The organism is Orenia metallireducens (genome assembly GCF_001693735.1).
Lineage (GTDB): Bacteria > Bacillota > Halanaerobiia > Halobacteroidales > Halobacteroidaceae > Orenia > Orenia metallireducens.
On sequence record NZ_LWDV01000009.1, the window covers coordinates 157970 to 179745 of the forward strand.

Sequence of the window (21776 nt, forward strand, 5' to 3'; positions counted from 1 at the left end):
TTGTTACAAATTCATATTGTTGTTGTTTTTTCTCTTGAGATACAAACATAATTCTATTTCTCCTTTTAGATATATTGTCAATTATATTATACCATAAATAGAAAAGGCTGTTGACAAAGTTATTGTCAACAGCCTGAGCTACCGACTTAGTCGGTAGCTTTTTTCTTATTGAACTAATAGCAGTCTGTATAATCCTTTTGATTAGTTGATTTTTATGAATTAATCTCTATTAGAAAGGATTTTTTACTTTTTTGATTAATTATTTTATAGAGTTCATTAATTAATAGAGAGTCAGGGGGATTAACTGATGGGAGAACGACCACTTAAGGATATAATCAATCTAAAATCTTTCTCATGTTTATTAATCGTAGCAATTATTATCTTATTAGCAGTTATATTTCCAATTAATTATCTATTAAGTAAGGAAATATATAGTTTATCCCAAAGAATTAATATGCAGATTGTACTTTCACATATTAAACAGTTCGATAATTCGTTGAAAGTCATTGAAGATGGGTATAATCCTTTTATTAAAGATATTATACTAGATTTTAAAGATAAGATTGAGTCTAATAATTTTAATAATCTATCAGTAGCTAAATTGGAAGAGTATCTTCAAGAGGTGAAAGAAGAGTTTAAACCAGTCAATATCTTATCAAATAAGGAGATAAACTTCTATCTAATCGACTCTAGTGGAAAGATTATTAAAACAAATTACCATTCTGATTTAGGATTGGACTTCAGTAATTATCCTAAATTATGGAGGAAGATTAAAGGGTTAAATAAGGGAGAGATTCTCTTACATAGATTAACTTATAACATGGGCAGAAGTGTCCCACGTAAGTATGGTTATATAAAATTAAAGAATGGCTATATATTAGAGTTAGGTGTTCCTATGAAATTTGATTTATTTAAAGAATTAATCAATACAATCAAAGGATTAAAGGGTCAACTTTTTCTGGTAAAAGATTTAGAATTGTATAATGGTGGATTTTTTCCTATAAGTTCTGCTTCTATGGATATAGAGCTAGGTGAACAGGATTCTTTATCAATTAGTACAGGTAACATTAATGGTGCAGATATTTTAAAAAGAGATTTATTTAATCCCAAAGATGAGATTTATATTCCTTTGACCTTTGAAGCAGAGGAGGAGTTAGGGCTTAAACAGAGTTATATTTTGAAAGTTAATCTAGATTATTCTGAGGTTAAGCTCTATAAGTTTTTGATATTGTTGGGATTATTTCTGATATTGATGATGATTGCAATTATTATAATTATTTTAAATAAGAAGATCTATCAAAAACTATCTATTCCCTTTGCTCAGCTTGCAGAGAATATGGGAGAGTTTAAACTCGATAATAATAATGATCTTTGTAATAAGATTGATAGAACAGATATTGAAGAGGTAAATACATTATTAGCAACCTATCAGAATATGACTAGTGAGTTATTAATCAGTTTTGAAGAGCAGGATTCTATAAATAAGCAACTCAAAGAATCTAATAAAAAATTAGATTCTTTGACAGAGAAGTTACAAGATATTATCTTACTTACTTCTAGTTTAACCAAGGATATCTTTAATGAAGATAGTAAGTTTTTATCTAGATTATTAAAGATTGCGCAACAGCTACTCCCAGAAGCTGATTATGGTAGCATCTATCTGATTGATGAAGGAGAATGGAAGTTTATTGATGCTATAGGCCATGATATAGATACCTTGAAATTATTGATCCTAGAAGATGGATATTTTCCAGAAGAGGATGTAATTATAGTAGATAATATTATGAAGAAAGAAAGGGCCTTTGTTGCTGCAAGCCAACAAGAGGATTTTGATATAGCAACTATCCCTATAAAGTCTACTTTATTAATTAAATTAAAGGTTGGTGAGGAGGTCTTAGGTGGTATCTCTTTAGATATTGCTAAGGATAGTAAGGAAGAATCTTTTAGTAGTGAATCTATTAAGACTATGAAATCCTTTGGTAATATAGCTTCAGCCTTCTTAACAATGCAACGCTATATTAATATAAGAGAGAGATTCCAAGAAGAGATTATCTTCTCGATCATAAATATCTTAGAGATACATGATAGATATACTAGAGGACATTCTGAAAATGTTGCATCTATTTCAGTAGAGATTGCTAAGAGGTTAGATTTTAGTTCAGAGGATATTAAGATGGTTTATTTTACTGGATTAGTTCATGATATAGGTAAAATTCTTGTAGATAAGAATATATTAAATAAGACTACTAGACTTACTGATGAGGAGTTTGCAGAGATTAAGAAACACAGTACTTGGGGATATCAGCTCTTAAGCCATTCAAAAGATTTAGAAGAGATTGCAATATATACCTACTGTCATCATGAAAGATGGGATGGTTTAGGATATCCCCAAAGGCTTAAAGGTGATAAGATTCCTTTGGTATCTCAAATTATATGTGTAGCAGATGCTTGGGATAGTATGGTTAATGATAGAGTTTATCGTCAGAAGTTATCAAGAAAGGTTGCAATTAAGGAGTTAAAAGATAATAAAGGAAAACAGTTTGCTCCACAGATAGTAGATATTGCTTTAGAGTTAATAGCTGAAGGTGAATTTTAGGGCTTAGAGTATTAACTAAAAAATAAATTGAGGTGATAATCGATGGAAGCTAAAGTAAGAAAGCATATTTATATTAGTGGTCATGTACAGGGGGTAGGTTTTCGTTGGTACACCAATCAACAGGCTTCTAGCTTAGGGGTAAAAGGATGGGTTAAGAACCTTGCTGATGGTAGAGTAGAGGCTGTGATTGTAGGTGACAAGCCTAAGATAGACAAGATGCTAGATTTACTTAAGCAGGGCTCTCCTTTATCTCAAGTAGATGATATTGAGGTAATCGATGAAGAGTATCGAGGTGAGTTTAAGAATTTTAAAATGAAATATTAATTCAGCTATCAATTATAGTAGAGGTAGGTTTAATTAAACCTTTCTCAGATCTAGTTGGTATCAGCTAAGAACATTTAATTTAAAAAGAAGAAATTTTTACCTTTTATAGAAGTGATATAAATTAAAGTTTAATCATAAATATTATAGTATCTGCTTAAAAGAGCATAAGGTTATTAGAAGGTAGGCTAAACTATAAAAGAGGCTAAAAAATTGGGTAGTCAGAATATGTATAAAGAGAGTATAAGTGAGTCTATTCCTCTTCCATCAAGCAGATATAATGTTAATAGTTATAAGAAAGATGTAGAATTAATTCATGAGAATATAGCAGAGATTCTGGGAAATTTAGAGTTAGATGTAGATTGTGGAAAAGGTTCTTTGTTAGAGGCTATTTCCAAGACTTATAAAGATGTACCAATCTCTGGGGTAGATTCATCCTCTGATAAGCTAAAAGCTGCTAAAAGAAGGTTGGGGCTAATAGTGACTTAATTCTCTGTAATTCTGAAATATTACCTTGGGATGAACCTTCTTTTGATTTAGTATTATGTATCGACTCTTTTCAACATTTTTATTTAAGAAGAAGCTGAAGATATACTCTAAAGGTATGATAGAGAGTATTTTAGAAGAGTATGGTTTTAAATTAGTTGATTGGAAGTTATTAATTAAAGATGAGTATATCTTAGTCGCTCAAGTAGAAGGATAATTATATATAAGAGCTAGGAAGGATGTTAATAATGTCAAGAATTTATGGTCAAAAGATTATGTTAAGGGAATATAAAACCTCTGATTTTGAAGATATCAGAAGATGGGTTATTAACCCTGAAATTACTCAGTATTTATCTGATATCTTTCTTTATCCAAATTCTGAAAAAGATACAAAGAACTTTCTAGACAAGGCTATGAGTAGTAGTTGGACAGGTTTTGTTATTGCAGATATAGATGATGAAGGATATATTGGACAGATTGATTTTGTTAACTTGGATTTAAAGAATGGCTATGGTGAGTTAGGAGTAGTGATTGGAGATAATAAGAATTTAGGAAAGGGTTTAGGTTCTGAAGCTCTAAATTTAATCGTAGATTTTGGATTTAAAGAGTTGAGGTTAAATAGAGTTGAACTTGTCTGTTGGGAGTATAATAAAAGGGCCCAAAGGGCTTATGAGAAGCTTGGTTTCACTAAAGAAGGTATTAGAAGGCAGAAAAGATATAGAAATGGCAGATATTATGATGAGATCTGTTATGGGATTTTAAAAGATGAATGGAAGAGAAGGGAAGATAATTAGGAGGATTAATAATGGCTTACAGATTTAAAAAGAGTTCTATCAATAAGAGTGGATTACCTCCTGGAACCTTGGTTTATAGAGGAAAAGAGAGGCAAGAAGAGGTCAAGATAACAGTCTTTAATTATAGTAATGATGATTATTTAGAAGAGCAGGATATTAGCTTAGAGGAGTCTTTAACTTATAAAGAAAAAGCGGGGATAAAGTGGATTAATATTGATGGGTTACATAATATAGAGGTTGTTAAGAGCTTAGGAGAAGCTTTTAATATACATTCTTTAGTCTTAGAGGATATACTTGATACAGATCATCGCCCTAAAGTTGATTGTTATGATGAGTTTGTCTACTTTATAATTAAATTATTCTCCTATGATGCTACAGAAGAGGAGATAGATATAGAGCAGTTGAGTATTATCTTAGGAGATGATTTTGTTCTTACCTTTCAAGAAAAAGAAGGTGATGTCTTTGATAATATTAGAGAGAGGATTAGAAATCAAAGTTCACGTTTAAGAAGTTCTGGTTCTGATTATTTAGCATATGTTTTATTGGATGTTATAGTTGATAATTATTTTGTAGTATTAGATGAGATTGGAGAAGGGCTTTTTTTGATGGAAGAAGATTTATTACTTGAGCCTTCTCAGGACATACTACCTGATATACAGCAGGTGAAAAGAAAGATGATTTTTTTGGAGAAATCAGTCTGGCCTTTAAAGGGTATTCTCAATAACCTGCTTAAAGGTGATAATAAACTCTTTAAAGAGAGTACAACTCTTTATCTAAAGGATGTCAATGACCATATTGAGAAGGCAATAGATACAATCCAGACCTTTAGAGATATTATTAATGGGATGATGGATACCTATTTGTCAAATATAAATAATAAGATGAATGAGATAATGAAAGTTTTAACGATTATCTCTACAATATTTATCCCCTTAACTTTTATAGCAGGAATTTATGGGATGAACTTTAGATATATGCCAGAGCTTGAAAGTAAATTAGGATATCCAATCACTTTAATAGTGATGTCGGCTATTGTAATAGGAATGTTAGTTTACTTTAAAAAGAAGAAATGGTTATAGAAGAGTATTAGCTGATAGGCACTAAAGGGAGATTCTTATGAGTGCTAAGGTACTTAAATATAAATGTGAAGTCTGTGGTTATGAGTATGATGAAAATTTAGGTGATAGTCAATCTAATATTAGTGAAGGAATTTCTTTTAAGGACCTGCCCCATGGTTGGAGATGCCCAGTTTGTGGTGCTGATAAAGATAGGTTTTTTGAAGTTAAAGTTCCTAGCTTATATAGCTGAAATATTTATTATGGAAATTGTTTAGACTAAATAATGGGGTGAAAATATGGCAAAAAAATTAAACACTCTTAAAATGGTTATTAAAAATATAAAATTAGCTAGCAATTATATTAGTGATCCACAAGTACCTCTAATGAAGAAGGTATTATTGCTCTTTCCTTTAATCTATATTATATCTCCATTAGATTTAGTTCCGGAGATATTACTTCCCTTTCTAGGATGGTTAGATGATACAGCTATTGCCTTGGCTGTTTGGAACTATATGTTTAATTTGATTAATAAATATGAGCAGAATAAGGATAATGATTATACTTTAGATGATGATGAATATAAGATTGAGTGAGCTTAAGGTTACATCAATCTTAAGCTCACTTTAAATATTTTTATAATTATTATCTAATCCTATATATTGAATAAGTGGATTTGTAGAAATAGGTTACATTTTAGAGGTTTTTATCCAAAATTTGACTAATATAGATTTATAGTAGGTTAATATAGTTGGAGCAAGTATTTTTTATTTAAAATAACTTCGCTTTTCTGCACTCTTTTTTCTTCTTCGTAGATTCTTTCTAAACAATTCTTGATTAATTTCCGAGTTTAAATTAGGTTAGTTAGTATTATCTTTTATAAAGCAAATTCTATTATATATTCTAGAATATAATAAATCCCAGTGTTTGGATAAACTAAGTTTATTTTATAAAATAAACTTAGTTTATCTGTTATAGTGTTTAAAAGTAAGGTAGGTGATTATTGTGAAGAAACTTTGGGAAAAGAAGAGTAGTAAAGTAATATATCAACGGGGAATTGTTTCTTTTAAAGAGGAATTGTGTTATCATAGTAAGAAAAAGATTTCTTATCCCTTTTTTAAGATGGAATTTCTTGATTGGGTTAATATAGTTCCTATTACCCCTGAGAAAGAGGTTGTATTTGTTAAGCAATATCGCTTTGGAATTAATGATATTACTTTAGAGGTTCCTGCTGGAACTTTGGATTTTGGAGAGCATAGTCCAGAAAGTGCTGCTAAACGAGAATTATTAGAGGAGACAGGTTATTCCAGTCAAGAGTTAATTCATTTAGGAAAGGTAGCTGTTAATCCTGCTATTCAAAATAATTATTGTCACTTTTATCTAGCAGAGGATGTTACCTTAGTAGGAGAGCAAGATTTAGATTTAACAGAGGATATTAAGGTTGAATTAGTAAAGCTAGCAGATATAGATGATTTAATTTTTAATGGTTCAATTAATCATTCTCTAGTAGTATTAGCCTTGTTATATACTAAAGAATATTTAAAGAATAAAGATGAATAATACATAAACCTTCTTAAATTTTGAAATGCTATAAATAAGTTAGTTAGATTATAATATTTATAATTTAAAGTAAATTTGAGGGGGAGTTTTAAAATGGAGTCAGAGGTTAAACGCGCCAAATTAGACGGTCATGAAAAGAGAAAATTAGAGGATATGGAGATTGCTTTAAATCTTGATAGAGATGATAATAATCAAATTAAGATTTTAGCCGTGGAAGAAGAATAAATTGGGCTTATAAGCCCAATTTATTCTTCAATTAAGACTTTGAAATTGATTTGTTTTGGCTTAAGAATAGATGAACGAAAAGAATAGGATGTTTTTTAGGGCTAATGATTTCTAAAAGTAAAAATTAATCTATTATTAAGCTTTATTTTAAATCTAAGATTGATAATATAGAAATAATATGTGTTGAAATATTTCGGAAGATTAGTAATTGTGCAGGGGAAATTAGACCTTATCTAGAAATAATATATAAAATATATTATTATTGATATTAATTTTTTAGTAAAATCAATAAATGACTTTTGTGAGTTTAATTTTATAGATATTGTATTATTAACCTTTAAATAATTAAGAGATACGGGGGCAACTAATTATGGGAGAGATAAATTTATTTGTTCAGGCTATTATACAACTTGCTATCTTTATATCTATCACATATATTGTAGTGAATTTAAAACCTCTTTTTAAGGGAATGATTACAAATGTAAGTAATAAAGATAAGTTATTCTTTAATCTGATTATAATAATAATCATGGTTTTGGGAACTTATTTATTTAAAGGATATAATTTAGGTTTACATTATTTAATTATCTTATTAGTTGGAAGACTTTTTGGTTTTCCTTATGGTCTTATAAATGGGGTCGTAATGGCTATATTTAGTTATTATTTAAAGACTAATCTATATCCTTTGGGTTTAGAGAGTTTATTGTTAGGAATAGTTATAGATAATTACAATATAATAAAGTTAAATAATATTAATTTTAAATTAAAAAGATTAATAATTAGCTTACTTTTAGCAGTAACTTTAGTACTTCAAGATAAACTTATCCTATCTTTATTCTTTAATATTATAATATTCTGGTCTGTACTATCAGTCATTGATATTCAGCAAAGAAGATTGAAATGGATATATAATAAAGAAAGAGAATTAAATGATATCAATTTAACTTGTAGCAGTTTAACTGGTTTACATGATATCAATAAAAAGTTGAGTTCTAAATTTACATTAAAGGATACTTATGAAACTTTGATTGAAATTGGTTGTGAAAAGTTAGGTGTAAAGGTAGGAGGTCTGTTAGCTCAGTCTGAAGAGGAAGATGCTTATTTAGATATTAAATCATTAAAGGGGTTAGACAAGGGGTTACATAGAGAGTATTGGAAGAAGGTTAAGGTGAAGAAAGGTGATAAATACTTTGGTTATAATTTAAATGAAGGAGAGATAGTGATAATTAACTCTCTAAAGAAAGATAATCACTCTGATACAGCATTATTTGTTGAGGGTGGTTTTAATTCAATGTTATTATCACCAATCTTTGTTGATGATAACTTTGCAGGTATTATCTTCTTTTTACATCAAGAAGAGTCTTTTTTTAATAATTTTCATATGGTTGCTATTAAAACAGTGGTAGAACAGTCGCCTTTAGCCATTGAAAAAGCTGAGTTTTTTGAAAAGATGGAAAGGAATATGGCTGGTTTATCTACCTTACAACGAACAAGTAATACCATTAATTCTACTTTAAATTTAGATGAGGTAATCGATTTAACTGTTGATGTGATTTTAGGAACTATGGGGGTATCAATGGCTGGTCTCTTTTTATTAGATCAGCAAGATAACAAGTTAAAGTTGGTCTCTTCTATAGGAGTTCCAGATAATAAAGAGACTAAGAAACTAATTGAATTAGCAGAAAGAACTGCTGATAATTTAATCCAAAATAATAGTGTCTTAATTACTGATAAAGTAAGTGAAGATATTAAGAATAAATTTGAAACATTAAATTTAATATCAGCTGTCTGTATTCCACTAAAGGTAAGGGACAATATGCTTGGAGCAATTACTGCTGCACAGTTAGATTTTCCAAGAAATTTTAAAGAGGCAGATAAGAGTTTTTTAACCACTTTAGCCAATCAGATTGCTATTGCTATTGAGAATGCTACTATGTATAAACAGATGGAAGATTTAGCTACTAGAGATGGCTTAACTAAATTATATAATCATAGTTACTTCCAAGATGCTTTAAGAGAAGAGATATTTAAAGCTAAAGAATCTAAAACTGAATTATCTTTGATGATGATGGATATCGATAACTTTAAAGAGTTTAATGATACTTATGGTCATCAAGTTGGTGATAAAGTATTAAAGTCTTTAGCACGACTTTTGAAAGAGGAAGCAAGAGATTTAGATATAGTTGCTAGATATGGTGGGGAGGAATTTGCAATCATTCTACCTAAGACCGATAGTGCTACTGTATTGGCGATAGGAGAAAGGTTAAATGATTTGGTTAGAAATATGGTAGTTGAATATGATAACCTAAGATTAAAGGTGACTATCAGTATTGGGGCTGCTTATTATAAAGCAGGATTATCTCAAAAAGAGTTGATTAATGCTGCTGATACTGCATTATATCAAGCTAAGAGAAGAGGGAAGGATCAGACTTGTCTTACTGAATATAAAGAGATAGCTTTTTTAAGATAAAAAGATAGATTAGGAGTGATAATATTGAAAATTGGTGTAATTAGTGATATTCATGGTAGTTTGACTGCTTTTAAAAAGGCAACTAAGTATTTGGAAGATGTTGATATGATTTTAGTAGCTGGTGACATTTTATATCATGGGGCTAGAAACCCTTTGCCAGAAGGTTATGATACTAAAGCCTTGGTCGAGGAAATTAATGGATTTAAAGGAGATCTATTGGCTGTTAAAGGGAATGTGGATGCTGTAGTAGATGATTGGGTTTTACCTTATCCTTTACCTGAATATGCGGTAGTTGATGATAATGGTCTTAGAATTGTTATCTATCATGGTTATCAACATGAAAAGGAAGAGGATAGGGTTAGTTTTGCCAAGAGATTTGGTGCTGATATCTTAATCTTTGGTCATACTCATCAACCAGTAGCTAAAGAAGTAGATGGGGTAATCTTATTAAATCCTGGGAGTGTATCTTTACCTAAGCAAGAACCCCAAATAGCCACATTTGCAGTAATTGATAATAAAATTGATATCATCTCTTTGGAGGATGGGAAGAGATTGATTGATTATATTGATTTAGAAGAGAGGTAAAAGGCCAACATTAGTTGGTCTTTTATCTTTTTATTCTATTAAACTTTGAGCAAAGGTTATAGCATTGGTTAAATCTTCATCATTAGGTCTTTCTTTTTGTATACCACCAATTAATTTTAATAGTCCATAGGTATCAAAGCCTCGACAGGAGAAACTTCCAATTAACTGATAATTCTTCTCCAATAATCTCTTCTTTAATTCCTTATTAAAATTATGAATAATAGGTAGTTCTCTTAAACCACTAGTAGAGAAGATGAAGGCTTGTTTTTCCTTTACAGTTGGCAAGTCCTCTACTAAGTTCAATAATTTATGATGGTGTTTACCAAAATATATTCCTGAACCAAAGCCAATTAAGTCATATCTGCCAATTATTTGGGGTGTAGCATCTCTAGTAGATAATATATCAGCATTAATAACATCTGCCATGGTTCTGGCAATCCTTTCGGTATTACCATGATGAATTGATTTATAGACTATTAAGATTTTCATTAATTTTAGTCCCCCTGATACTTATATTATTAATCCCGTTGAAATTAAGCCAATTAATTATATTATATAAACTTTTGCTTTTAACAGCAAGGTATATTATAGGTTAATTTTTTATATCGATTATTTGGATTTTTTAATTTGAGATACTGATTTAGTGGAATAAGTCAAACTCTAAATAAATATTATATGAGTAGATAGTTATAGATGGAAAATTATATTAGAAAAGCTATTTTTAAGATGATGAGTAATTCTGTAATTGCTTATCGATATAGGAACGGGGGAGAATATGATAAGAAAGAGAGGATTCTTTTTAATATTAATTTGTTCTTTTCTATTATCATTTCCGATTAATGCTAAGGCTAAAGAGAATCAAAGAAATCATAATCCAGTAATTAATGCTATTTATGCAAGTAAAGAGGTTGTTAGTATAGGAGAGTCAGTTGAAATTATAGTTAAAGCAGATGACTTAGATAAGGATAAATTGAACTATCAGTGGTTAGTAGAAGGTGGTCAAATTATTGAAAAAGGAGAGCGGATTACTTACTTTCCACCAAATGTGGGGGGGAGTTATAAGATAACTGCTATTGTTACTGATAATCAAGGAGGTAGTGCCTTAGCTAGTACAAAAATAGATGTAATTAATTTAGATCTCTCTTTAGAATTAGAGAGGACTTCAATTCGTCCAGGAGAGACAATTGAAGTAACTGCTCATACTAGAAACTTTGAAGGAAAGTTAAACTATAGATGGTTAACTGGATATGGAAGTATTAGTGGACAGGGAAATAAGGTCACTTATACTGCTCCTGATAAGGAAGGATTATATAATATTAGGGTTAGTATAAGAGATAGCCGGGATATAGAAGTAAGAAATAGTATTACTGTTGAAGTTAGAAATTACTTACCTAAAGTTATTAATAGCCTTGTAGCTAAGCCTAAGTTTATTACTATTGATGACAAGGATAAAGAGGGGAAAGCTACTCTTAGTCTTAGTGCTGTTGATTTTAATGGAGATGAGTTGACTTATTTATGGTCTGCAAAGGAGGGGAAGATTATTGGGCAAGGTGAAAGGGTGACCTACATCTCCCCGACCTATAGTGTAACTGATACTGTTGAGGTTAGAATCTGTGACAGTTATGGTGGAGAGATTGTTGAAAGAATTGATATTAATGTGATTAAGGTTTGGCAGAGAAGTTATGGTGGAATTGGGTATGATGCCTTTGAAGCAATAACTAATAGGGATGATGGTTATCTTGCAGTAGGTTATACTACCTCCTTTAATAAAGATTGGGTCTATCCTTCAGGTTATTTAGTAGGAATAGATGAGAATGGGAAAGAACTATTCTATAACTATGATTTCTTTGCTGGTAAAGAGGATTTATTCTTCACTATATCTCCAAGTGATGATGGAAATTATTTATTAGGTGGATATAAAGGCAATAGTAAAAATCTTAGTAATGATGGTTATATTGTTAAAGTTGATAAGAAGGATGGTAAGAAGTTAGCTGAATATAGGGTAAATGATACGAATAGTAACCAACAGATATATAAGTTATATCTAGCTAATAATGGAGGTTATCTAGCTATTGGTCATAGTAATAAAATAGGCAATGATGGCTATTTAGCAAAGTTAAAAAATAATGATAAATTATCAGAGTATACCTATAACTATGATAATAATATTGGTAGTAATGATTATTTTAATGATATTATAGCTAGTGCTGATGGAAGATACTTATTGGCTGGTCATACTAGCCTTTTTGATAATAGAGATGGTGATGGCTTGCTAGTAAAGCTAGATATTAAGGGGAAGGAGGTTTTTGAACATACCTATGGTAGAGAAGGTTTAGATGAGAGGTTTGAAAGGATAATTGGAACTGAAGATGGAGGATATTTATTGGTAGGCGTCAGTGGCTCTACTAAAAGCTGGCTTTATGATGGGTATATAGTTAAGATAGATAGTCAAGGTGAGATAATTTTCTCTTATACTTATGGGGCTGAGAATAGTGATGAGGGCTTTAGAGCAGTAGCACCAGTTGATGACGGAGGTTATCTTTTAGCTGGTTATAGCAATTCTGCTAATAATGGTGATTATGATGGTTATCTAGTTAAGATAGATAACCATGGTCAGCAGGAATGGTCTAAAGTTTATGGAGGCATAGAGAATGATGAATTTATGGATATTACTGTCAGCAATGATGGTGGATATCTCTTAGTTGGTTATACAAATTCCTTTGCAAAAGGTGAGAGGGATGCTTATATTGTGAAGATTGATAAAGAGGGTAGGACAGGACCAGACCCAGATAACTATAATTAACCTTTATAAAAACGGGTGATTTTTGCCCGTTTTTTCTGATTAATACTACTCTTAGAAATGTCATTGATAGTTTAGCTTATGCTTAAGTTTTGTTGAAACATAGTAATTAAGGATTAGAGATAGTTAACTGCATAATAGTAATTATAATCTAGTCTTTTATGACTGCTAGTTATAAGTAAAAAATATATCTTATGTTAACATCTTGTAACGGTAGAAAAAGTGATACAATATAGAGATAATGCGACACTTTGACTTTTAAAAAGTAAACAAAACTTTAATTAATTTAATTAAAGTTTTAAAAACAAAAACTCTTCGTGGCAGAGCCCACTTACTACGTAATCTAGATTTATTTAAGTTAATAAATCTTAGGGTTCTAATTCAAAAATTAAATTGTTATTATTATTTATTTAGAATACTTGCTTTATTCAAACAATAATTCTTTTCCCTTTTAAAAAACTCAATTATTAATTATAAAGTATCACGTTATATCCATTAAGTACTAAAATTGAACCAGCATAAAATCTTATAATTGAAGAATATTGATAAAATTTAAAGTTAATTAAAAATTCTTGACATTTACTAGGGGGTATGTTATTATTGCTTTAGCAAATTAAAGTAATGATATGATAAAAAGTTAAATAAAATAAGAGAGGTGTTTTTTTAGATGAATCCAGTACTTATATCAGTCATAGTGATGATTGGACTAAGTTTAGCCAATCTAAACGTAATTTTAGCTTTATTAGTAGCAGCAATTGTTGGTGGTTTAACTGGTGGATTGGGCTTAAAAGAGACCATGTCTACTTTGATTGGAGGTATGGGCGGAAATGCTGAAACCGCCTTAAGTTATATCTTACTTGGAGCTTTAGCAGTAGCAGTACAGCAGACAGGAATTGTAGCTTTAATCAGTAATAGTAAAGCTTTAAAGAGGATAATTGGTAATAAGAAGGGAGTATTTATCTTCTTGTTGGCCATGTTTTCTGGTCTATCTCAAAATTTAATTCCAGTACATATTGCCTTTATTCCTATCTTAATCCCACCACTATTGGGATTATTCAATAAGTTAAAGGTTGATCGTAGAGCGGTAGCTTCAGCTTTAACCTTTGGTTTACAGGCACCTTATATGGCCATTCCAGCAGGTTTTGGTCTGATATTTCATGGTATTATCCGTGATGAGATGGCGGCTAATGGAATGGATGTTAGTTTAGGTCAGATTGCTAGTGTCTTATGGATACCGACATTAGGGATGTTAGTTGGTTTAATAGTGGCAATCTGCTTTACGTATCGTAGTAAACGGAATTATGAGGTTGATGCAGTTCAACAGGCTCAATTAGAGGTAGCTGCTAGTGCAGAAAATAAGATATCTTTTAACAGAACCCATGCTTTTGCTTTAGTAGCAATGTTTACAGCTTTAGCTATTCAATTGGCTTATGGTTCTCTACCCTTAGGAGCTTTAGTTGGATTGACCATTATGACAGTAACAGGAAGTATTAAATGGAATGATCTACATGATTTAATGAATGAAGGAATTAAGATGATGGGTTTTATTGCTTTTGTAATGCTAATTGCAGCAGGTTATGGAGATGTAATTAGAGCAACTGGTGGAGTAGATAGTATAGTCCAATCTGTTGTAGGTGAAATTGGAGGAAGCCAATTTATAGGTGGATTATTGATGTTAATCGTTGGTTTGGTAGTTACTATGGGTATTGGAACTTCTTTTGGGACTATCCCAATTATTGCAGCAATCTATGTACCATTAGCTCAAAGTTTGGGCTTCAGTCCTCTGGCAACGATTATCTTAGTCGGTACAGCAGGTGCGTTAGGTGATGCAGGCTCTCCAGCTTCTGATAGTACTTTAGGACCATCTGCTGGATTAGATGCTGATGGTCAGCATGATCATATCTGGGATACTTGTGTGCCCACATTCTTGCACTTTAATATTCCATTGATTTTATTTGCTTGGATTGCGGCATTAGTAATATAACTGATTTTAATTTAGAAAGAGTAGCAGGAAGTATCCTGCTACTCTTTTTTGTTATCTATTAAGGAAAAATTATTAAGAAACAAATGTAAAGCTGCTATTATAGCACCAAATGAATCTGCAATAAGGTCTAAATTGGTATCTATTAATCCATTTTGATGCTTTGTACTTGAATTTATCAATATATCGAATAAAAATTCAATTATTTCAAAGATTGTTCCCAAACTGATTCCCAATGTAATTACAAAGATAAATATATAGTGGTTTGATCTATGATAATTAGGAAATATCTGCGATATTAATGAATAAGCAAATAGAGAAAAGGAGTATGTCCCAAAGGTATGTAGTAAGATATCAAAAGAAGGTCTTGTATTATAAAAATTGAAATACCTTCCTAAAATTGAATGAGCCAGTATCGTTATAATTGAAATAATTCTGATATAATTATTTAATTGTAAATTATATTTTAGTTCTAGAAGAGTATATATTATAAAGAGAGAAGTAGCAGCGATTATACCTTCATATTTATCTCTTCCGATTTTGATTAACAGAAAAATAGTTAGAACTTGTATAACAACAAAGAAAAAGGTGATTATTAATATCATCTTTCTATTCTGTTTCAATTTAAAACCTCACTTTAATTATCTAGTTTAATTACATATCATAATAATTGTGTATAAAAATCAATCTAAATAACAATTGATAAAAGTAAAAACTTTATTTCTTATATTGTTAATAATATTACCTTAAATTTAATCTATCATTCAAAAATTAAAGAAGAGATTACGAGCAAGCTTGGATAAAAAACTTTACTGAGGAGATTATAAAATTAATAAAGCTTTAATTAGTAGTTTGACATAATTGGTATAAGTTGCTATAATAAAATAAAACACTATTAATAACTATTAGCATTAAGGTGTTTATTTATAAGGGGGAATCAAAATGGGTGAAGTAATTAAAGTTGGAACAAAGGTTGAAGACTATACTTTTAAGACTCAATATGATAAAGAGATTAAATTAAGTGATTTTAAAGGAAAGAAAGTACTTTTATCCTTTCATCCTTTAGCATGGACTGGGATTTGTGCCAATCAGATGAGTGTTTTAGAGAATAATTATGATAAGTTAAAAGAGCTGAACACAGTGCCTTTGGGGTTGAGCATTGATTCAATTTATACTAAGAAGGCTTGGGGAGAGCATTTAGGAATAGAGAAGCTCTTGATGCCTGCTGATTTCTGGCCTCATGGAGATTTTGCTCAGAAGATGGGTATTTTTAGAGAAGAGGATGGATTCTCAGAGCGAGCTAATATCATCTTGGATGAAGAAGGTAAGGTTATCTTTGCTAAGGTTTATGAGATCAGTGATTTACCTGATTTGAATGAGATTCTGGATTTTCTTAAAGATAATTAGATATTTATCTAAAAAGAGAACTGTTAACTATAACAGTTCTCTTTTTTATGTTTGCTTTATGGAGACATTAATTAAGATATAATGGATTAATAAAATTATTAACTAATTACTTCATACCATCAATTGGAAGTTTAAAATAGGTTGATATTACAATTATAGCTATAAAGACAAATCCCCAGGCTACTAAAGGTCTTTCATGATGAAGTTTTAAAATAGAGAAGGTAATGATATTAAAGATAATAGAGTACCCTAGATTCCACCCGTTATGATAAGAGATTGCTTGGCAAGGGATAGATATCAGCTCGATTAATGTGTAAAATAAGACCCATATTAACATATAGATTAATTCTTTCTTTCCTTTTGGTAGATGGCTTAGATAGAGCAAGGTAGTACAGGGAAAGATAGTAAAGCTAACAGCTATAGAGATTAATGTATTATTAGGAAGAAGCTTTTCGATAATCGGTAACGGTTCAAATTTCCATAAGGGATAATTATAATATATAAGATTATAAAGTAAGCTACAAATGATAAAAAAGAGGATAGAAGGGTAATATAACTTCCAATTTCTCCAATCACTCCATTTATAAGCACTATAGATAAAGATGGTAAATAGAATAATTCTAAACAAGTAATTTCCTCCTAATCTAGATTAATTATAATAATACTAAGACTAACTCATTAATAAGGTTTGTCAAATTCAAAGTATTTATTGCGTAATTCAAAAAATTAAATTAGAAAAAAGAAGGAGTTTTTTATACTAGACAAGAATTACATAGGAGAGTCGTCTGACGTCTAATGATACTACATATGAATATTTATTAAAAAGTAAGTTTAAAAATAGCTTAAATGAATTAAGCTATTAGTAGTAATTTCAACAATCTTTACTAGTATAAAATTAATTGAGGGGGAATTAAATTATGCCAATTCATGTAGAGGCTGAGAAGGGTCAAGTAGCAGATATTGTATTATTGCCAGGGAATCCAGAGCGTGCTAAATATATGGCAGAGAAGTTCTTGGATGATCCAAAACTATATACAGACTATCGTCAAATGTATGGGTATACAGGAACTTTCAATGGGATTGAAGTATCTATTCAAACTACAGGTATGGGTGTGCCATCTATCTCTATTATTTTAGAGGAACTTAAGATGTTAGGGGTTAAGACCTTGATTCGTGTGGGTACATGTGGAGCCTTATCCGATGATTTAGAGGAGGCAGATGTAATAATTGCTCAATCTTCAGCTACTATTGGAACTACTATCAATCAGATAACTCCAGATATTACTTTAGCACCGCCAGCAGATTTTGAATTGATTAAAAATTTGTATGAGAGTGCTGTTGAATTAGGAATGCCAGCTCATGTAGGTCAGATTGCTACATCTGATTATTTCTATGGTAAGTCTTTAGATTATGCAGATGATTTGAAGAGATTAGCAGGATTGGGGGTTTTGGCTGTAGAGATGGAGACAGCAGCTTTATATAATATTGCTGCTAAATATGGGTTAAGAGCAGCTACTGTACTTACTGTATCAGATCATGTCTTTAAAAAGACTAGAGCAGATAAGTCTAGGATTAAAGAAGGTGTAGATAGGATGACAGAGATGGTCTTAGATACTGTGACTAAAATTTATGGATAATTTCAGAGTAAAACTCCTCTGCTTTGCAGGGGAGTTTTTTTAGGTATTAAATTAGTTGACTTGATAGAGTACCCTTAGCTCAGTTTGGAAGCTCTTCTCTGTAGCTTGCCTTATATTATTAATATCAATCTCCTCTTGATAGATAGAGATATTACTTGGGGTAATCTCTTTTAATTGATAAATTCCAATTAGTTTAAGAGAAGAGAGATCTAAGAGAGAAGTTACTTTAGTTTTACTGTTATTAAAAGCATCTTTAAGTAACTTTTGTTGATGTTGTAGAGGATTTTTAAAGGTATAATAGGCTCTATCAATCTTATAAGAGATATCATTGGATTGATTATAGGTAACGTTTTTATTGGCTGGATTGAGTTCTTTAATAGTATCTATTAGCTTAGTTATATTTTCTATTGGACTATTATCTACTTTAAATTTCAAGTAACTAGTAACTTTATAGAGCTCGTTAGGGAAATGATTATTTTCCTCTAAATAGCTAACTATCTCAATATCACCTTCAATAATATCTAGTTTATTAGAAAAGGTATTATTTAGTACCCTGATTGCCCTCTTAATCTCTTCTCTAAATTGATAGTTAAGCCTTGATTGATTACTACCTTCGCCACTTATTTTTAATCTAATTATGGCTTGGTCAGGTCTTAAAGAAGTTTTAGCTGAACCTATAGTTGAGATATTCTTAAAGTGTGTTTCTGCATCAAGAGATGGTGTTATGACTAGATTTAATAACACTATTAAGATTAAAATTATAGATCTCTTAATCTTTCTCACCTCACTTTCTATAATTATACTCCTTGCTTAAATATATTATAATATATTTACTCTATAAAAGCTATTAGCTACTTTGAATTATGGTTATAGCTTAGTTTCTTAGAGAGGTTATAGAATAGATAGATATTACGACACTTTCGTATCATTTGATAGTTGATAGTATATAAATAGTTAAGTTCAAAAACACCTACCTCATCCCTTAATCCCTTCTCCTATCGTAGGAGAAGGGAGACCAAATTTTTAATTCCCCCTCTCCTAAGGTAGGAGAGGGGGCTGGGGGGTGAGGTCTGAAAAGTATCGCAATATACCCAGTAATAGATACTGATATATACAAATCTAGCTATTGTAATCTCAAAATTAACTCTAATTAATACATTAAAGAGATTAAGTGAGGGATATTAATATTAAAAAGAGGAGGATGATAAGTTATGACAACTAAAATAGTGGTAATTGGTGCAGTAGCGGCTGGAGCAAGTGCAGCAACTAAGGCTAGAAGAGAGGATGAACATGCTGAGATTATTCTTTTTGAAAAGGGACCTTATGCCTCCTTTGCTAACTGTGGGCTTCCATATTATATAGGTGGAACTATTAGAGAGCGAAAGAATCTATTTCAGGTAAGCAATGAATACTTCCATAAACGCTTTAATATAGATTTAAGGGTCAACCACGAGGTGATTAAGATTAATAGGAAAGAGAAGAATGTAGAGGTAGTCAACCATCAGACAGGAGAGAGCTTTAATGAAGAGTATGATAAGCTGATCGTAGCTGTTGGTGGAGAGGTTATCAAGCCACCGATAGAGGGGGTTGATAGTCAAAAGATATTTACTTTGCTGACTGTTCCAGATGCAGATGAAATTAGGGAGGAATTACAAAATGAGCCGGAAAGTGTTGTAATAGTAGGTGGTGGTTATATAGGTGTTGAGACCGCTGAAGAGTTGCACCATAGAGGGTTGAAGGTTATTCTAGTAGAGATGATGGATCAGATTATAGCTCCTTTAGATAAGGAGATGACTATGCCTTTAGTTCAACACTTAAAAGAATTAGGGATAGAGATTATCCTAAGTGATGGGGTAAGAAAATTTCAAGAAGAAGGAGATATGATAAAGGTCACTTTACAGAGTGAAAGGGAGTTTGACGCAGATTTTGTAATTTTGGCTACTGGAGTAAGACCAAGATTAAAACTTGTCAAAGATGCAGGTCTAAAGGTCAGTGAAATAGGTGTTGTTGTTAATGAATTTATGCAGACAAGTGATCCAAATATTTATGCAGCAGGGGATATAGTTGAGAGTACTCATCTGGTTACTGGGGAGAAGGTCAGATTTGCTTTAGCAGGTCCTGCCAATAAGCAAGGTAGAATTGCAGGAGCACATGCTGCTGGAAAGACTAAGAAGAAGTTTAAAGGTGTCTTAGGGACTAGTATTGTTAAGGTAGGTGACTTTACTGCTGCTAGTACTGGATTGAATGAGAAGGAGTGTCAGAAGCGTAATATTAGTTATTATTCTGTCTATTTAGATAAAGGAGATCATGCTGGATATTACCCAGGGTCTGAAGATTTGACAATTAAGTTACTTGTTGAAGAGGAGACTGGTAAGCTATTAGGAGCTCAATGTATAGGCAGAAAAAGTGTTGATAAGCAGATTGATGTCTTTGCAACTGCTTTACAGGCAAAGATGACTGTAGAGGATTTAGAAGACTTAGATTTAGCCTATGCACCACCATACTCTTCAGCAAAAGGGCCAGTAATTATGAGCGGGATGATTGCTTCTAACCATTTACGTTATGAAACTGATTTAATCAGTCCACAGGATTTAAAGTCAGCTTTAGAAGCTGAAAAAGATATTCAGCTAGTAGATGTTAGAACAGATAGAGAGTATGAAGAAGGATATATAGGTGGTGCTAAGCATATTCCTCTTAATAGTCTACGGGAGAGAATAGGAGAGTTAAATCCAGAGAAATATACTGTTGTCTACTGTAGAAAGGGATATCGTGGATATTTAGCCTATAAGATTTTGATAGCAAATGGTTTTGATACTGTAGAGAACTTAACTGGTGGTATCTTAGCTTGGAATCGTTTTAGTAAAGATAAGGAGTTATTAATTCAAGATTTATAGCCCATTAGTTACTACTTGTGCTGTGCTCTTGACAAATGACCCTTTATAAGTTATATTATAACCATAGCCCCCAGTTAGGGGGTTAATAAAAAACTAATACATCGTATTATCCAAATATAACAATTTATAAATATAACACTATGTTAGCATAGGAAAATTAAAGTTATAATATTATTATCTTATAAGGGAGTGAATAATATGAGAGAGAAAGGTTTTTTGGGATTTGTAGGGAAAGTAAGTTGGACTGTGATTGCAGCTTTTTTAATATTTGGTTGGTATTATCCGATTATAGGTAATGTAGCTTTAATCTGTATGGTAGCACCACCATTTTTTGCAGCATTAAAGGGTGGTCGGGTCTGGTGTGGAACAGCCTGTCCACGGGGCAGCTTTAATGATAATATCTTAGCCAAAATCAGCCGGAGTGTCAATATTCCAAAAGTCTTTAGGACGGTATTTTTTAGAATAGCTTTCTTTGTATTTCTGATTTATACTTTTGTATCAGGTTTGATTGAGGCTAATGGAGATTTAGTTAAGGTTGGTTATGTATTTTATAAGATTATCTTTGCCACAACTGCAATCACTATATTTTTGGGAGTTATATTTAACGAAAGAACTTGGTGTTCCTTCTGTCCTATGGGATCTTTATCAGCATTGATCACTAAGCTTAAACGCAAATTAAGAGCAAGATCAAAGAGGATAGTTGTAGATAAAGGTGAGTGTATAGACTGTAAAATCTGTGAAAGAAAATGCCCAATGGGTTTAAAACCCTATGAATTTACTGGTGATAATGATAAGGATTTAGATTGTATCCAGTGTAAAGAGTGTGTTTATAAATGTCCAGTAAATGCCTTAAAATATAAGTAGGTAATCAAATAAATCACACTATATCAGGTTCAGACATATAAATTATTAAATATGAGATAAAGTTTTGACAGAGAATGTAGTTTTTTGTTACAATAGCTAGT

Annotated in this window: 22 protein-coding genes; 18 read left to right on the plus strand and 4 right to left on the minus strand. The window is 31.2% G+C overall.

Translation table 11 applies throughout. The annotated features are described in order from the left end of the window. Positions 1–307 precede the first annotated feature (307 nt). The 12 genes from U472_RS17030 to yfcE all read left to right on the plus strand — a co-directional run bounded on the left by U472_RS17030 (position 308) and on the right by yfcE (position 10092). A complete protein-coding gene (locus tag U472_RS17030; protein ID WP_218059061.1) occupies positions 308–2596 on the plus strand; it encodes an HD-GYP domain-containing protein in 2289 nt (762 codons plus the stop codon). Between the two features lie 42 nt (positions 2597–2638). Further along, positions 2639–2920 (plus strand): acylphosphatase, encoded by a 282-nt coding sequence (locus tag U472_RS08690; protein ID WP_068717545.1) that lies wholly within the window; start codon positions 2639–2641, stop codon positions 2918–2920. A gap of 210 nt (positions 2921–3130) precedes the next feature. Continuing rightward, positions 3131–3406 carry a class I SAM-dependent methyltransferase gene (locus U472_RS08695; protein ID WP_068717547.1) on the plus strand — a complete coding sequence of 92 codons (276 nt, stop codon included), beginning with the start codon at positions 3131–3133 and terminating at the stop codon, positions 3404–3406. A 55-nt stretch (positions 3407–3461) separates the two neighbouring features. Then, on the plus strand, positions 3462–3620 hold the full coding sequence (locus tag U472_RS16785; RefSeq protein WP_176714132.1) for a hypothetical protein: 159 nt from the start codon (positions 3462–3464) through the stop codon (positions 3618–3620). A 31-nt stretch (positions 3621–3651) separates the two neighbouring features. Continuing rightward, positions 3652–4197: a GNAT family N-acetyltransferase gene (locus U472_RS08700; protein ID WP_068717549.1), complete on the plus strand. Its 546-nt coding sequence runs from the start codon at positions 3652–3654 to the stop codon at positions 4195–4197. An 11-nt stretch (positions 4198–4208) separates the two neighbouring features. Then, positions 4209–5276, plus strand: coding sequence for a magnesium/cobalt transporter CorA (gene corA / locus U472_RS08705; RefSeq protein WP_068717551.1), 1068 nt, complete (start codon positions 4209–4211; stop codon positions 5274–5276). Between the two features lie 37 nt (positions 5277–5313). After that, positions 5314–5505, plus strand: a complete 192-nt coding sequence (locus tag U472_RS08710) for a rubredoxin (RefSeq protein WP_068717553.1) — start codon at positions 5314–5316, stop codon at positions 5503–5505. Between the two features lie 46 nt (positions 5506–5551). Beyond that, positions 5552–5848, plus strand: a complete 297-nt coding sequence (locus U472_RS08715) for a YkvA family protein (protein ID WP_068717554.1) — start codon at positions 5552–5554, stop codon at positions 5846–5848. 409 nt (positions 5849–6257) lie between these two features. Beyond that, positions 6258–6812, plus strand: coding sequence for an NUDIX hydrolase (locus U472_RS08720; protein WP_068717556.1), 555 nt, complete (start codon positions 6258–6260; stop codon positions 6810–6812). Between the two features lie 93 nt (positions 6813–6905). Further along, the gene (locus U472_RS17400; RefSeq protein ID WP_281201088.1) at positions 6906–7037 is read left to right on the plus strand and encodes a hypothetical protein; all 132 of its coding nucleotides are present in this window, start codon (positions 6906–6908) and stop codon (positions 7035–7037) included. 370 nt (positions 7038–7407) lie between these two features. Beyond that, positions 7408–9507, plus strand: a complete 2100-nt coding sequence (locus U472_RS08725) for a sensor domain-containing diguanylate cyclase (RefSeq protein WP_068717558.1) — start codon at positions 7408–7410, stop codon at positions 9505–9507. 24 nt (positions 9508–9531) lie between these two features. After that, positions 9532–10092, plus strand: coding sequence for a phosphodiesterase (gene yfcE, locus U472_RS08730; protein WP_068717560.1), 561 nt, complete (start codon positions 9532–9534; stop codon positions 10090–10092). 30 nt (positions 10093–10122) lie between these two features. On the opposite strand, the gene U472_RS08735 is transcribed toward yfcE, so the two are convergent. After that, positions 10123–10581, minus strand: a complete 459-nt coding sequence (locus tag U472_RS08735; RefSeq protein WP_068717562.1) for a flavodoxin family protein — start codon at positions 10579–10581, stop codon at positions 10123–10125. 286 nt (positions 10582–10867) lie between these two features. On the opposite strand from U472_RS08735, the gene U472_RS08740 reads away from it, so the two are divergent. Beyond that, entirely contained in the window at positions 10868–12895 is a 2028-nt protein-coding gene (locus tag U472_RS08740) for a hypothetical protein (protein WP_068717564.1), read from the plus strand. Between the two features lie 664 nt (positions 12896–13559). Next, positions 13560–14876 (plus strand): Na+/H+ antiporter family protein, encoded by a 1317-nt coding sequence (locus U472_RS08745; protein WP_068717565.1) that lies wholly within the window; start codon positions 13560–13562, stop codon positions 14874–14876. Positions 14877–14914: 38 nt separating this feature from the next. Here U472_RS08745 and U472_RS17800 read toward each other — a convergent pair whose 3' ends face one another. After that, complete coding sequence (locus U472_RS17800) at positions 14915–15478, minus strand: DUF2238 domain-containing protein (RefSeq protein ID WP_483823605.1); 564 nt, start codon at positions 15476–15478, stop codon at positions 14915–14917. Positions 15479–15815: 337 nt separating this feature from the next. On the opposite strand from U472_RS17800, the gene U472_RS08755 reads away from it, so the two are divergent. Then, positions 15816–16280, plus strand: coding sequence for a redoxin domain-containing protein (locus tag U472_RS08755; RefSeq protein WP_176714133.1), 465 nt, complete (start codon positions 15816–15818; stop codon positions 16278–16280). Between the two features lie 106 nt (positions 16281–16386). Here the strand turns inward: U472_RS08755 and U472_RS08760 are convergent, their stop codons facing one another. Further along, on the minus strand, positions 16387–16908 hold the full coding sequence (locus U472_RS08760) for a CBO0543 family protein (protein WP_068717569.1): 522 nt from the start codon (positions 16906–16908) through the stop codon (positions 16387–16389). A 289-nt stretch (positions 16909–17197) separates the two neighbouring features. Here U472_RS08760 and U472_RS08765 point away from each other — a divergent pair, with 289 nt between their 5' ends. Continuing rightward, the gene (locus tag U472_RS08765) at positions 17198–17917 is read left to right on the plus strand and encodes a DeoD-type purine-nucleoside phosphorylase (RefSeq protein WP_068717571.1); all 720 of its coding nucleotides are present in this window, start codon (positions 17198–17200) and stop codon (positions 17915–17917) included. A gap of 51 nt (positions 17918–17968) precedes the next feature. Here the strand turns inward: U472_RS08765 and U472_RS08770 are convergent, their stop codons facing one another. Continuing rightward, positions 17969–18700, minus strand: coding sequence for an SIMPL domain-containing protein (locus U472_RS08770; protein ID WP_068717573.1), 732 nt, complete (start codon positions 18698–18700; stop codon positions 17969–17971). 428 nt (positions 18701–19128) lie between these two features. On the opposite strand from U472_RS08770, the gene U472_RS08775 reads away from it, so the two are divergent. Next, complete coding sequence (locus U472_RS08775) at positions 19129–20811, plus strand: FAD-dependent oxidoreductase (protein ID WP_068717575.1); 1683 nt, start codon at positions 19129–19131, stop codon at positions 20809–20811. Positions 20812–21009: 198 nt separating this feature from the next. Beyond that, a complete protein-coding gene (locus U472_RS08780; protein ID WP_068717577.1) occupies positions 21010–21675 on the plus strand; it encodes a 4Fe-4S binding protein in 666 nt (221 codons plus the stop codon). Positions 21676–21776 lie beyond the last annotated feature (101 nt).

Bases quoted from the DNA above. Each gene is read 5' to 3' on its own strand.
- U472_RS17030 (WP_218059061.1), top strand. From the start codon at position 308: ATGGGAGAACGACCACTTAAGGATATAATCAATCTAAAATCTTTCTCA.
- U472_RS08690 (WP_068717545.1), top strand. From the start codon at position 2,639: ATGGAAGCTAAAGTAAGAAAGCATATTTATATTAGTGGTCATGTACAG.
- U472_RS16785 (WP_176714132.1), top strand. From the start codon at position 3,462: ATGTATCGACTCTTTTCAACATTTTTATTTAAGAAGAAGCTGAAGATA.
- U472_RS08700 (WP_068717549.1), top strand. From the start codon at position 3,652: ATGTCAAGAATTTATGGTCAAAAGATTATGTTAAGGGAATATAAAACC.
- corA (WP_068717551.1), top strand. From the start codon at position 4,209: ATGGCTTACAGATTTAAAAAGAGTTCTATCAATAAGAGTGGATTACCT.
- U472_RS08710 (WP_068717553.1), top strand. From the start codon at position 5,314: ATGAGTGCTAAGGTACTTAAATATAAATGTGAAGTCTGTGGTTATGAG.
- U472_RS08715 (WP_068717554.1), top strand. From the start codon at position 5,552: ATGGCAAAAAAATTAAACACTCTTAAAATGGTTATTAAAAATATAAAA.
- U472_RS17400 (WP_281201088.1), top strand. From the start codon at position 6,906: ATGGAGTCAGAGGTTAAACGCGCCAAATTAGACGGTCATGAAAAGAGA.
- U472_RS08725 (WP_068717558.1), top strand. From the start codon at position 7,408: ATGGGAGAGATAAATTTATTTGTTCAGGCTATTATACAACTTGCTATC.
- U472_RS08735 (WP_068717562.1), bottom strand. From the start codon at position 10,581: ATGAAAATCTTAATAGTCTATAAATCAATTCATCATGGTAATACCGAA.
- U472_RS08740 (WP_068717564.1), top strand. From the start codon at position 10,868: ATGATAAGAAAGAGAGGATTCTTTTTAATATTAATTTGTTCTTTTCTA.
- U472_RS08745 (WP_068717565.1), top strand. From the start codon at position 13,560: ATGAATCCAGTACTTATATCAGTCATAGTGATGATTGGACTAAGTTTA.
- U472_RS17800 (WP_483823605.1), bottom strand. From the start codon at position 15,478: ATGATATTAATAATCACCTTTTTCTTTGTTGTTATACAAGTTCTAACT.
- U472_RS08755 (WP_176714133.1), top strand. From the start codon at position 15,816: ATGGGTGAAGTAATTAAAGTTGGAACAAAGGTTGAAGACTATACTTTT.
- U472_RS08765 (WP_068717571.1), top strand. From the start codon at position 17,198: ATGCCAATTCATGTAGAGGCTGAGAAGGGTCAAGTAGCAGATATTGTA.
- U472_RS08775 (WP_068717575.1), top strand. From the start codon at position 19,129: ATGACAACTAAAATAGTGGTAATTGGTGCAGTAGCGGCTGGAGCAAGT.
- U472_RS08780 (WP_068717577.1), top strand. From the start codon at position 21,010: ATGAGAGAGAAAGGTTTTTTGGGATTTGTAGGGAAAGTAAGTTGGACT.